Below are 12,108 nucleotides of genomic sequence, written 5' to 3'. Positions count from 1 at the left end.
GATCACTGGGCGAGAAAGCCACCGTCGACGGCCAGCACGTGGCCGGTGACCATGGCGGAGGCGCGGGAGGCCAGGAACAGGACCGCCCCGACCATCTCGTGGGGCTCGGCCAGCCGGCCCATGGGCGTCATCTGCTCGATGCGGTGGACCAGCTCGGGGTTGTCGGTGATGCTGCGGGTCAGTGGCGTGCGGACCCAGGTGGGCGCGATCGCGTTCACGCGGATGCCCCGGCTCGCCCACTCCACGGCCAGGGCTCGGGTCATGTTGACGACGGCGCCCTTCGCCGCCTGGTAGGAGATGTTGGGGTACAGGCCGCCGCCCGAGAATCCCATGATGGACGCGGTGTTGACGATCCGTCCGCCCCGTCCACCGGCCAGCATGTGCCGGGCGGCCTCCCGCGCGCAGAGAAAGACGCCGGTGAGGTTCACGGCCACGACCCGGTTCCAGTCCTCGAGCGCGAGCTCGGTGGTGGGCCGGCGGATCGCGATGCCGGCATTGTTGAAGAGGACGTCGAGCCGGCCGTGCCGCGCGACGACGTCGGCGAAGGCCTCCCGGACCTGCGCCTCGTCCGCGACGTCGACCCGGTGGACGCCTTCGGACGCGGCCACGTCGAAGATGGCGACGCGGGCGCCGACGGCGGCGAAGGCCTCGGCCACCACCCGGCCGATGCCGCTGGCGCCGCCGGTGACCACGGCCACCTCGCCGTCCAGGCGGAATTCGGAAAGCGGGTCCACGCGGGTATTATGGACCGGCACGTGACGCAGTTCCTCCGGCCCGTGGACCTGGCCGTCGTGGCGGCGTACCTCGCCTCGATGATCGCCATCGGCGTCCTCCTGGCCGGGCGCGTCAAAGCCTACCGGGATTTCTTCCTCGCCGGACGCTCGCTGACGACGCCGATCCTGGTCTGCACGCTGGTCTCGTCGTACTACGGGCTGGACTCCCTCCTGGGCGACAGCGGGGACGCGTCGCGCGAAGGCGTGGTGGTCTGGTTCACCTACGGGCGCCCGTACACGATCGCCCTGCTGCTCACGGGGGTGCTGCTGGCGCGCCGGCTCGCGGGCCGCGACGCGCTGTCGCTGGCCGACCTGCTGGGGCAGCACTACGGGCGGCCGACCCAGCTGGCCGCCGCCATCGCCTCCTTCCTCTACGCGCTGCCCGTGCTGGCCATCATGGGCCTGGCCGCCATCGGCGAGGTGATGTTCGGTCTTCCCCTCTGGCTGGGCGCCTGCCTGGGCAGCGCCGTCTCGGTCGTCTACGTGGCCATGGGCGGGGCCTGGGCGGACGTGCTGACCGACACCGCGCAGTTCGCCATCATGTGCGTGTCGCTGGCCGTGGCGCTGCCGTTCATCCTGGGCGCCGTGGGCGGTTTCGCCGGCGTCCGCGCCACGCTGGGCGAGGCAGCCTTCGCGCCGCTCGGCTCGGCCCCCCCGCTCTACACCGCCGCGTATGCCCTGACCGCCGTGAGCGTGCTCGTGGAGCCGCTGTTCTACCAGCGCATGCTGGCCGCCCGCGACAGCGCCGCCATCCGCAACGCGTTCCTGGTGGGGCTGCTCGTCTGGGGCGCCTACGACTGGGCCACCACCTCGGTGGGAATGGCCGGCGGGGCCATGATGGCCACCGGCGTGCTGCCGGCGGACACGCCACGCGACCAGGTGCTCCTGCGCCTCGTCCCGCTCTACCTGCCGGTGGGCCTCTCCGGTCTCTTCCTGGGCGGTTGCCTCGCCGCGGCCATGTCCACGGTGGACTCCTACTTCCTGGTCGCGGCCGGGAACCTGGTCTACGACATCTACCGTCCTCTCGTCCGGCAGAACCTCGACGACCGGCAGCTCATCCGCTACACGCGAGTGGCCATGCTGGCCTCGGCGGCGGTGTGCGTGGTGCTCGGGGTCTATTTCGAGCGCATCAAGGAAGCGTGGGCGTTCATGGCCACGATCCTGACCTCCACGTTGCTGGTGCCGACGCTGGCCAGCCTGTTCCTGGCGGGCCGGCCAGTGCCGCTGGCCGGCGCCCTGGCCTCCTGGGGCGGATTGCTGGCGGTGCTGCTCTTCTACGCCGTCATCCACGTCTGGGGGGCGCCGGATCTCGATCTGGAGACACGCCGGTTGGACGCCGTGGGGCTGACGCTGCTACGGGAGTACGCGCTCTTCGCTGCGGTGCCGGTGTCCGCGCTCGGCTACGCTGTGGGACGCGTCCTGGGCCGGCGGCCGTGACGGTCTGGGATGTGCTCACGTGGCTGACGGTCGCCGTCCTGGGGCCGGGCGTGCTCGTCATCTGCGTCGCCGTCGCGCGCGATGTGCGGCGCCTGCTGGGCGGCGGCCAGCGCTGACCGGCCGCTACGAGCCGTTGACGTTGGCCAGGACCGCAGGCACGGCGGCCAGCACCTCACGCAGGCATTCCCGGATCCGGGCGATGTTGGCCTCGGCCTTGGCCGGGATCTCGCCGCGTGTCACCTGGGCGATGAACTCCTCGCGGGTCGTGGTGATCAGCAGTGACGCGTTGATCTCCAGCTGGAGCGCGTGCACGCGCCGGGCCTGGGGCTGGCCGTACGTGGCCACGATGTTGCCCCCGGCGTAGCCGCTGACGTTCTGGTGCACCTCGAAGCCGTGACGCCGGAAGACCGCGGCCACGGCCGCCGCCAGCTGCGGGTCGCAGGTCGCGTCGTGGCAGGTACCGATGATCACCTGGTGGTCCTTCATGCGCCGCGGGCTGCCGGTGTGGCCGTCCAGGAGCATCGCGTAGCCCCAGGTCCGCCGCAGGTCGGTGAGCAGCTCCTCCAGGGTGGCGTAGTAGGGGTCGTAGAGCGTCCGCAGGCGCGCCTCGAGATCGGCGAGCCCGAGGGGGCGGGCGAAGATCGGTACGTCCCGCATGGTGTGCGTGCGCACCACGCCGCGTCGGGAGCGCACTTCGCCGTCGCAGTGCTCGAAGTCATCGCGGCGCCGGTTGAGGTCGACGAAGATGCGCGAGAACGGGGTGGCCAGGACGGTGGCCCCGTGCTGGTACAGGTCGGCGTAGAGATCGCCCGCGAAGGTGTCGGCGAAGCCATAGGCGAAGGTCTCGAACCACGGCTCACGGTAGTCGTCCCGGGTGATGTGGGGCAGCGGCTGGGTGCCGTAGTGGGGCACGCTCACCAGCACCGGCGTGCGCCTGCCCGCCGGCGGGCGGCGGACGATGGGGAACGAACACTCCATCGCCGCGATTCTAGCGCGAGGGGCGAGCCGACCACGAGTACGATCGAGGCGTGTTCGAGCTGTTGATCGTGCTGGGGCTGGTGGTCTGTCTCGTCGCCGCGACCCTGGTGGCCTGGACCTCCCTGCTGGCCGCGGGGACGCTGGTCACCGGGGCGGGACTCCTGTTCGGGCTGCCGGCGGCGCTCGGGTACCACATCGTGCTGGCCCGGGGGCTCGGCGCGGTGAACGCGCTGGAGCCGCGCTGGTGGCTGCGCCCGGCCTCGCTGCACGCGCGACTGGACGAGGCCGGCCGGCGCCGCGTGCTGCCCTGGTTCTACATCGGGGGCGCCGGATTCGTCGTCACGGTGATCGGCCTGAGCGTGGTCTCCCTCGGCATCGTCGTCGGCTACTTCCGCGGCTAATCCCGCTGGCGTATGATCCCCTCGCAGAGGAGTAGCGCCATGAAGGCTGGGCGGGCGCTCGGGGGCCGGGGTCTGTGGACGACCAGCGGCGATCGCACCCCCTGGCTCAAGGAAGGCGGCAAGGGCACGCGGCCCCTGGCCGTGCACTTCCAGCTGCGCCCCGATCCGCTCGCGCACTGATCGCGGCGACCGGCGCGGCCGGATGGCTCAGGCGAAGGTGATGACGCCGCGGCCGACCGCGTCGGTCTCGATGTCCTCGTAGGCGCGGTTGATCTCGGCCAGGCGATAGCGCCGCGTCACCAGGCTGGCGACGTCGAGCAGGCCGCGCTCGACCCAGTCGGCGATGCGCGGCATGTCCTGGCGCGGGTGGGCCGAGCCGTAATAGCTGCCGGTGATGGTCTTCTCGCCGCGCGTCAGCACGACGGGCTCGATCGGCGCGGCGTCGCCGTTGGGCGCGATGCCCACGATGACCGCCGTGCCGCGCTTGCGCAGCATGTCCACCGCCATCCGGGTGGTAGCCCCGCCGCCGTACGCCTCGAAGGCGTAGTGAGCGCCGCCCTCGGTGAGGGCCTGGACCCGTGCCACCGCGTTCTCTCGCCGGGGGTTCACCGTGTGGGTGGCCCCGAACTGCCGGGCGAAGGCCAGGGCGGTGTCCTTGACGTCCACGGCCACGATCGTCGTGGCCCCGGCCAGGCGCGCGCCCTGCACGATGTTGAGGCCGACGCCGCCACAGCCGATCACCGCCACGCGATCGCCCGGCTGCACGCGGGCGTTGAAGACGGCGGCGCCCACCCCGGTGGTGACGCTGCAGCCGATCAGGGCGAGCTGGGGAAACTCCAGGGCGGCCGGCGCGGGGATGCAGCCCATCTCGGGCACGACGGCGTACTCGGCGAAACAGGCCACCTTGCCCATGTGCGCGCAGTCCTGACCGGCCAGCGTGTGCAGGCGGGACGTGTTGTCGAACAGCCGGCCGGTCGTGCGTGCGTGCTCGTCACACAGATGCGGCCGTCCGCTCTCGCAGGAGTGGCAGTGGCCGCAATTGGGCACGAAGCTCAGGATCACACGGTCGCCGGGCTTGACCACGCTCACCCCATCGCCCACGCTTGCCACGGTGCCGGCGCCTTCGTGGCCCAGCACGGCGGGCAGGGCGATCGTGGCCTCGCCCCGCTGGAAGTGCAGGTCGCTTCGGCACACCCCGGCCGCCTCGATCTTGACCAGCACCTCGCCGCGCCGGGGCGGATCCAGCTCCACCGCTTCGACCGAGTACGGCTTGTTGACGTCGTAGAGCACCGCGGCGGTGACGCGCATGGTCTTCCCCCTGTCGCGGAGTGTCGGGTGGGCGCCGGCGGCGCCCGCCCGGGAGACGCCAGCTTAGCCGAGACGGGCGCGCGGGGGAAGCTCGTCCGTCGCCGCACGGTCGCCGTGCGCCTGCAGGAGCTCCAGCGCGCGCTCCCCGGTGATCTCCCCGGGAATGAGGACATGGTCGGCGCCCCCGCGCAGGAGCTCCTCGGCGTCGATGCGCTCTTCCCCCGTCATCACGATCAGCGCCGTGGGGGCCAGCCGGCGCAGGTTGGCGACGAGGCGCCGCGTGGTGATGCCCTTCAGGAAGGTGTCGGAAATCGTCGTGACGATGACCCGGGCGTGCTCGAGGCCGAGGTGCCCCAGGGCCTCGGGGTGGGCGAGGTCGCCGTACACCCAGTGGAACCCGCGCCCCAGGACCGCCCGTCCCCGGATGGCGTTGTAGTCGACCACCATGATGCGCGGCAGCAGGTGGGGAGCCCGCTGCTCGACCAGGTCGAGCACGCTCTGAGCGATGCGATAGTTGCCCAGAAGGATGAGGTCGCGCGGCGGGGCCCCGCCGTTGTCCCCGGCCGCCGTCGTAGCCGGCGCGCCGGGCCGTCCGGCGAACGGCCGGAGCAGCAGGCGGGCGAGACGATCGTTGGCCCCGATCACGTACGTGGAGACGAGCGAGGTGAGGATCATGGTGGTCAGGATGACCTCGCGGGCGCCGGCCGAGACGTGCCCATAGCCGGCCCCCAGGGCGAGGATGACCAGGGAGAACTCGCTGATCTGGGCCAGGTTGAGGGCTGCCACCACGCCGGCGTAGGCGCCGTTGCCCAAGAGCGTGACCGCGGGCACGACGGCGACGAGCCGGCTGGCCAGCACGAAGGCGGCGATGAGGACGGCGTGCGCGAGCACCGTGGCCGTGGGCATGGCCACCTTCATGCCGAGCGTGACGAAGAACAGGGTCACGAAGAAGTCCCGCACGCCGGTGATCTTCGAGATGACGTCGGCGCCGTACGGGAACGCCGAGATGCTGAGCCCGGCGATCAGCGCGCCCATCTCGGGCGACAGCCCCATCCGCTCGGCCAGGCCGCTCACCACGAAGCACCACGCGACCGAGGAGAGGAGCACGAGCTCGGGGCGCCGGGCCGAGGCCTCGAAGAGCGGGGCCAGCGCGTAGCGGCTGAGCAGGAAGGCGACCAGCACCAGGAGGGCCCCGCCCGCGATGGAGCCGGCGATGGGCGTGAGGCCGGGATTGGTCAGGTTCGGCTGGACGGCCATGAACAGGATGGCCCACACGTCCTGGACGATGAGAATGCCCAGGGTGAGGCGGCCGGAGAGCACGTTCAGCTCGAACTTGTCGCGCAGGAGCTTGACGACGATCAGCGTGGAGCTGAACGAGGTCACCACGGCCAGGTACACGAGGTCGAACCGCCCGGTGGCGGCGTAACCGAGCCAGGCGAAGAACGGCAGGCCCAGGAGCACGCTGATCCCGAACTGGGTGACACCCAGGACGAGCGTGGAGCGCCCCAGGCGGCGGAGCTCGCGAACGTCGATCTCGAGGCCGATGATGAACAGCAGGAGGATCAGGCCGATCTCGGAGATGAGGCCGATGCTCTCGTCGCTGGTGATCAGCCGGAAGCCCAGCGGGCCCAGCAGCACCCCGCCCGCGATATAGCCCAGGATCAGCGGCTGGCGGATGAGGCGGGCGAGGTGGGCGGCGGCGGCGGCGAACACGATGCCCAGCGCGATATCGCGCAACAGGCTGACGTCGTGGGCCATAACCGCGCATTGTGCTCTCCCGGCGGCGGGGGCGCAAGACACACTCGCCCGACGGACGGTCAACGGCGCTTGACAGTCCGCCAGGGGAGGCGCAGATTTGTTTCACCGTTCCGAGCTCGAGCCCCGATCGGGAGCTGCGTATGCCCCGTGGTGAGGCCCGCGGACAGCCCTCTGCTTTCCGCCATCCTCGCGTTTCGCTGGAGGGCAGGACATGTCGCACAAGGTCAGAATCAATCTCGCAAATCCCGCTGAGCTCCTGGAGCTGCCGGGCCTCGGGCCCGAGCGAGCGGCGGCAATCATCAGGTTCCGTGCCGAGCACGGTCCAATCGCCGACGTCCGCGAGCTCGAGCGCATTCTCGGCGGGTGGCGCGTGACCGAGGCTCTCGCCACGGAGATCGACTTTGATCCCGCCGATTCTACGGCGCCCGAAGCGCCAGGGGCTTGATCGGACGCCTCACCGATCCCGACGTGTGGCCGGACTTCAGCGAGCGACCGGCGAATACTCGGGCCATGTCAGGCATCGCGTTGTCTCCTCCCCGACATCATCGATCCGCGCTGGTTGAGCGGCGGCAGGCGATGAGCGCTGATCCCGAGTTCTACGAGCGCGTCAGTCGGCAATACGCCCAGGATCTACGAGACGGGCATCGTCTTGCCGCGGAGTCGCAGAAACACACTGACAAGATGTTGACATGGGCCATTGGGCTCATGGGTGCCGGAATCCTCGGTTCGCATCAGATCTTGGGTGCTCTGACACCGGGGGTTCGGGCTCTGGCACTAACACCGTGGCTCCTCGGAATCCTCGTCGCGCTCGCAGGACGCTTGGTCAGTCGGGCGATGGTCGAGGAAGAGAATCTTCACTTCTTCAAGAAGATCCACCGCATGGAGACTGCGGTCTTCTTCTATCGCGGTGAAGAATTGCAGAGGGAGATCAACGCCGTCGTCACAAACGCCGACGAACTGGGCGAGGAACGCGAGGCTCTGGAGCGCCTGAATACATGGCTTAGGTACTTGTACTACGCCGCTCACGTTCTCCTCGGAATCGGCGTCGTGGTCGTTCTTGGTGGATCGCTGGGGAGTTCGAGGTAGTGGCAAGGCGTGTGCCCGTCGCCTCCCGGCTCGGATCAGAGCCGGCACCGGAGCCCGACCCGTGCCTTGGCACGCGCGAGCAGGCCCACGACCGTCGGCATGAGCTTTGCTCGGGAGTCCCATCGAGTTCGATGGGATAAATTTTTCTTCGTGGCAGGGCGGCGAAAGTGGGGAGCACGACGATGAAAGTCCAGGGCGTGCGTCGGCCAACCCGTACGCTGAAGCTGGCGAGTTGAGGTGCGGCCGTCAGGCTTCGCCCCAAACCTGTTCGATCCTCGGGGCGGAAGGCACCGGGGCGCGATCAACCGGGGCGCGGTGTCGAGTCTGGTCGGCCACACCGCACGTGCGCTCGACGTCGCCTTCAGCGATGTGCGAACACGAGCGGCCGAGCGGCTCACGAAGATCCGATCCCGGATCGCGCAAATGGACCCAATCCATCATGAGATCGCGAAACGTTTCGGGAAGAAAATTTGGACGCGGGCGCGACAGCCGGGCGCGATTCGGATCAGCGGTGCCCTAGCCGTCGTCGCCCTCAGCCTCCTGGTGAGGCGGCTCAGCAACCCGCCTCCCCCCTCCACGATCAGCCGGGATGCCATCACGATTCGGAAGACGGTCAATGTCACTGCCCAGGTCCACGAGGTCTTTGCGTTCTGGATGCGACACCAAAACTGGCATCGGGTCATCCCGCATGTCCGGGAGGTCGAGGAGATCGCCCTAGATCGCCATCGCTGGACCATTGGCGGCCCGGAGGACGACCCCATCGAGTGGATCACCGTCATCACGAAATTCGGGACGGACCGCGTCATCGAATGGGAGACAGTGCCCGAGTCAGTCGTTGAGCACGCCGGCAGTATTCGCTTCAGAGAAAACCGAGACGGCACCACCCGCGTGGACATCACGATGTCCTACGTCCCGCCGGCCGGCGCTGTGGGGCACGCCGTAGTTGCCCTGTTCCGCAGGGACTACAAAACGCTGATGAATGATGAGCTCGCGTGGTTCAAGTCTCTGCTCGGCCGCCAAGGCGCGACGTGAGACACGCGCAGCTGCACCAGCGAGCTCCGGCGGCGCCGGTCAGCCCCCGGCAATGAGCTCCGCGTTGATGCCGGAGCAGATTTCCAAGTATCCCGATGTGACCCTGAACGTCCTCAAGGGGGGCGGGGCACGCTGTGGAGAAGGGATCACACCTAAGATCCTGACAAAGTGCCCAGCCGAGCGGTTCTGTGCGCTCCCGATCGGCCGTGGGATCGCTCGTAAGCGTGAGGCAGCTTTCCCAGCGCATCGACCAGAGGGTACGAGGTAGGCGGCGATCGCGCTGTCAGTGGAGGGCGGCGGCCTCCACGCGTCGTCCCCCGCGCATGAACGAGGCGGCCAGGGCGAGGGTCATGAGGACGAGACAGGCTGCGAAGGTCGCCCGCATGGCCGCCACGAACGGTCCCGGCACCTCGGCGCTCGGCGTGGCGCCGGGGATGCCCGCGTAGTGCCGGAACATCACGGTCAGCAGCAGGCCCCCCAGGGAGATGCCCAGCAGCGATCCCACACCGAACATCATCTGCACCAGGCCGGTGGCGAACCCGCGATACTCTCGGGGGACGGAGCCGATGATCGCCGTCTGGTTGGGCGTGTTGAAGAAACCCTGACCGAGACCGGTGCCGGCCAGCACCAGCGCGGGCAGCAGCCAGTGCGAGTCGACCTGTAACAGCAGCCCCAGACCGAAGGCCGCCATGATCATGGCCAGCCCCAGCGAGGCGGGGAACCGAGGCCCGATGCGGTCGGTGAGCTGGCCGGCCACGGGGGCCAGGCTCATGGTCAAGACGGGCGCGGACAGGAAGAGCAGGCCCATGAACGACGGGGAGAGGTGCAGGACGTTCTGGATGTAGAAGGGCAGCACGAACGTCAGCACGCCGCTGGTGATGGCGTAGGCGAGCAGGCTCAGGACGCTGAAGGCGAACATGCGGATCCGGAACAGGGCGAGGTTCAGCACGGGGTTCACCGCCCGCCGCTGGTGGGCGAGGAACCCCACGAGGCCGAGGGCGAAGGCGACGACCATCACGTTCTGCTGGCCGATCCCGATCGCCTCGGCGCTCCGCTGGTCGACCAGCAGCGCCAGCACCCCGGTCAGGACGACGAGCAGCGCGGCCCCGACGTAGTCCACCGACGTGGAGGCCGCGGCCGGCGCCTGCCGGCGACCCCGCGCGCGCAGGGCGGTCAAGGCCAGGCCCGCCACGCCGATGGGGACGAGGAGAAAGAAGGTCCAGCGCCAGCTCAGCACGTCGATGAGCAGGCCGCCCACCGGCGGTCCCAGCAGCACGCCGCCGTGGAACGACATGGTCATGAACCCGTTGGCCCGGCCCTCGGCCCCCTCCGGCATGGCGTCCATGGCCAGCACGCGCGCCGCCGAGGCGATCATGGCGGCCCCGATGCCCTGGGCGAGCCGGAAGGCGATGAGCCAGCCCACGCCGGGCGCCAGGCCGCAGAGCAGCGAGCTGACGGTCATGACGGCGAAGCCGCCGCCGTAGATCGCGTAGCGCCCATGGATATCGCCCAGCCGGCCGAAGACGATGGACAGCGAGATGCCAGCGAGCTGATAGGCGATGAGGGCCCAGGAGACGGCCAGGATGTCGGCGTTCAACGCGGCGGCGATCGTGGGCAGGGACACGACGAAGATGCGGGTGGCCAGACCGGCGATGAACTGCCCGGTGATCGCGTTCACCAGGAGCAGCACGTCGGTGCGGCCCGCCGTCAGCATGGCGTATCCTGTCTAGCATGACGACGACGACTCATGCCTTCGAGTCTCTGCTGGCGGTGCGCGCGCGTATCGGGTGGGGCATGGCGGTGGCAACGCCCCGGCCCTCGCAGAGCGTGCGCTACGAGTTCGGTGGCGGATACCCCGATCCCGCGTCGTTTCCCTACGACGGGATGGTGGAAGCGACGGCCAGGATGCTGAAGGACGAAGGCCCCGCCGCCATGACCTACGGCGAGCCCCAGGGGTATCGCGGCCTGCGCGAGCTGATCTGCCACAAGTACGAGCGGTTCGAGGCGTTTCGGGCCGAGCCGGAGAACATCATCGTGGCGAACGGCTCGGGCCAGGCCCTGGCCCTGGCGTTCGGCGCCTTCATCGATCCCGGCGACCCCGTCATCGCGGAGGCGCCCACGTTCGCCGGCTCGCTCAATACGCTGCGCCGGCACGGCCCCGAGATCCTCGACGTGCCGGTCGACGCCGAAGGCATCGTGACCGAGGCCGTGCGGCACCGGCTGGAGACGCTCCGCCGCCGGGGCCGCCGGTGCAAGCTCATCTACACGATCGTGAATTTTCAGAACCCCGCGGGACCGAGCCAGTCGCTCCGCCGGCGCCGGGAGCTGATCGGGCTCGCTCACGAGTACGACACCCTCATCCTCGAGGACGACGCCTATGGCGAGCTGCGGTTCGAAGGCGAGACCCTGCCCCCGCTCTTCGCTCTGGACCAGGGGGGCCGGGTGATCCGCGCCGGCACGCTCTCCAAGATCCTCGGCGCCGGCGTTCGCCTGGGCTGGCTGTGCGCGCCGCCGGCGATGATCCCGGCCTTCCAGAGCTTCCTCTTCGGCGGCGGCGTGAACCCGTTCATGTCGCGTGTGGCCACCTACTATCTGCGCGAGCACCTCGAGCCGCACGTCCGGCTCCTGATCGACGTCTATCGGGCCAAGCGCGACGCTATGCTGGCGGGCCTGGACGAGCTGCTGGGCGGCACCGACGCTATCGTCAGTCGTCCCGAAGGGGGCTTTTTCCTCTGGCTCCGGCTGCCGCGCGGCGTCGATCAGGGGCGGCTGGCCACCCGGGCCGGCGAAGCCGGCGTGCAGTACACGCCGGGGCCGGTGTTCTACGCCAATGGCGGCGGCGAGGAGTTCATTCGCCTGGCCTTCAGCTACGAGCCGCCCGACAGGTGCTACGAGGGCGCCCGCTTGCTCGGCCGAGCCATCCTCGACGCGCGGGCCTCCTGAGGACTGACGCCGGCCTCGGCCAGAAGCTGATGGCAGTCTCTGATGGGTCGCACTTCGATGCTCCCCGTCTGCGCCGAGGGGATCCCCGCGGCCAGGCGGATGGCCTCCTGATCGTCCCGCGCCTCGACGAGGAAGAAACCGCCCAGCTGCTCCTTGGTCTCGGCGAACGGGCCGTCGGTGGTGGACACCTTGCCATTGCGGACCCGTACCGTCGTCGCCGTGTGCACGCGCTCGAGGGCCTCGGTCGCGATGAGGTGGCCGTTCTGGCGAAGCTCGTCCCCGTACGCGACGTGGCCGCCCACGAGGGCCAGGAAGTCGCTCTTGTCCATGGCGGCCAGCGCTTTCTCTTCGTTGTAGACGAGGCAGAGATACTTCATGGTCCCTCCTGACTG

Annotated in this window: 13 protein-coding genes; 7 read left to right on the top strand and 6 right to left on the bottom strand. The window is 69.6% G+C overall.

Features of this window, described 5'->3' with window-relative positions; genetic code table 11:
* Positions 1-2: 2 nt before the first annotated feature.
* Positions 3-734, bottom strand: a complete 732-nt coding sequence (locus tag VFR64_03645) for an SDR family NAD(P)-dependent oxidoreductase (GenBank protein ID HET9488840.1) — start codon at positions 732-734, stop codon at positions 3-5.
* A gap of 9 nt (positions 735-743) precedes the next feature.
* Between VFR64_03645 and VFR64_03640 the strand changes: the two genes are divergently transcribed.
* Positions 744-2,210, top strand: a complete 1,467-nt coding sequence (locus tag VFR64_03640) for a sodium:solute symporter family protein (protein ID HET9488839.1) — start codon at positions 744-746, stop codon at positions 2,208-2,210.
* Positions 2,211-2,333: 123 nt separating this feature from the next.
* Here VFR64_03640 and VFR64_03635 read toward each other — a convergent pair whose 3' ends face one another.
* Entirely contained in the window at positions 2,334-3,188 is an 855-nt protein-coding gene (locus VFR64_03635) for an N-formylglutamate amidohydrolase (GenBank protein HET9488838.1), read from the bottom strand.
* A gap of 50 nt (positions 3,189-3,238) precedes the next feature.
* Here VFR64_03635 and VFR64_03630 point away from each other — a divergent pair, with 50 nt between their 5' ends.
* Both VFR64_03630 and VFR64_03625 read left to right on the top strand, forming a co-directional pair.
* Entirely contained in the window at positions 3,239-3,589 is a 351-nt protein-coding gene (locus tag VFR64_03630; protein HET9488837.1) for a hypothetical protein, read from the top strand.
* 39 nt (positions 3,590-3,628) lie between these two features.
* The gene (locus tag VFR64_03625; GenBank protein HET9488836.1) at positions 3,629-3,769 is read left to right on the top strand and encodes a hypothetical protein; all 141 of its coding nucleotides are present in this window, start codon (positions 3,629-3,631) and stop codon (positions 3,767-3,769) included.
* 27 nt (positions 3,770-3,796) lie between these two features.
* Here the strand turns inward: VFR64_03625 and VFR64_03620 are convergent, their stop codons facing one another.
* Together VFR64_03620 and VFR64_03615 are read right to left on the bottom strand one after the other, a co-directional pair.
* Positions 3,797-4,897 (bottom strand): Zn-dependent alcohol dehydrogenase, encoded by a 1,101-nt coding sequence (locus VFR64_03620; protein ID HET9488835.1) that lies wholly within the window; start codon positions 4,895-4,897, stop codon positions 3,797-3,799.
* A 63-nt stretch (positions 4,898-4,960) separates the two neighbouring features.
* Positions 4,961-6,655 (bottom strand): cation:proton antiporter, encoded by a 1,695-nt coding sequence (locus VFR64_03615; protein HET9488834.1) that lies wholly within the window; start codon positions 6,653-6,655, stop codon positions 4,961-4,963.
* A gap of 211 nt (positions 6,656-6,866) precedes the next feature.
* On the opposite strand from VFR64_03615, the gene VFR64_03610 reads away from it, so the two are divergent.
* The 3 genes from VFR64_03610 to VFR64_03600 all read left to right on the top strand — a co-directional run bounded on the left by VFR64_03610 (position 6,867) and on the right by VFR64_03600 (position 8,773).
* On the top strand, positions 6,867-7,100 hold the full coding sequence (locus VFR64_03610) for a helix-hairpin-helix domain-containing protein (GenBank protein HET9488833.1): 234 nt from the start codon (positions 6,867-6,869) through the stop codon (positions 7,098-7,100).
* Positions 7,101-7,165: 65 nt separating this feature from the next.
* Complete coding sequence (locus tag VFR64_03605) at positions 7,166-7,741, top strand: hypothetical protein (GenBank protein HET9488832.1); 576 nt, start codon at positions 7,166-7,168, stop codon at positions 7,739-7,741.
* A gap of 315 nt (positions 7,742-8,056) precedes the next feature.
* Positions 8,057-8,773 carry an SRPBCC family protein gene (locus VFR64_03600; protein HET9488831.1) on the top strand — a complete coding sequence of 239 codons (717 nt, stop codon included), beginning with the start codon at positions 8,057-8,059 and terminating at the stop codon, positions 8,771-8,773.
* 283 nt (positions 8,774-9,056) lie between these two features.
* Here the strand turns inward: VFR64_03600 and VFR64_03595 are convergent, their stop codons facing one another.
* Positions 9,057-10,487, bottom strand: coding sequence for an MFS transporter (locus VFR64_03595; protein ID HET9488830.1), 1,431 nt, complete (start codon positions 10,485-10,487; stop codon positions 9,057-9,059).
* A 17-nt stretch (positions 10,488-10,504) separates the two neighbouring features.
* Between VFR64_03595 and VFR64_03590 the strand changes: the two genes are divergently transcribed.
* Complete coding sequence (locus tag VFR64_03590; protein HET9488829.1) at positions 10,505-11,716, top strand: PLP-dependent aminotransferase family protein; 1,212 nt, start codon at positions 10,505-10,507, stop codon at positions 11,714-11,716.
* Here the strand turns inward: VFR64_03590 and VFR64_03585 are convergent.
* Positions 11,662-12,093, bottom strand: a complete 432-nt coding sequence (locus VFR64_03585) for a YciI family protein (protein ID HET9488828.1) — start codon at positions 12,091-12,093, stop codon at positions 11,662-11,664. The genes VFR64_03590 and VFR64_03585 overlap by 55 nt on opposite strands.
* Between the last annotated feature and the right edge of the window lie 15 nt (positions 12,094-12,108).

Source organism: Candidatus Methylomirabilota bacterium (genome assembly GCA_035709005.1).
Lineage (GTDB): Bacteria > Methylomirabilota > Methylomirabilia > Rokubacteriales > CSP1-6 > 40CM-4-69-5.
The sequence above is the reverse complement of the archived record's forward strand: the minus strand, read 5'-3'. Positions and strand labels throughout refer to the sequence as shown.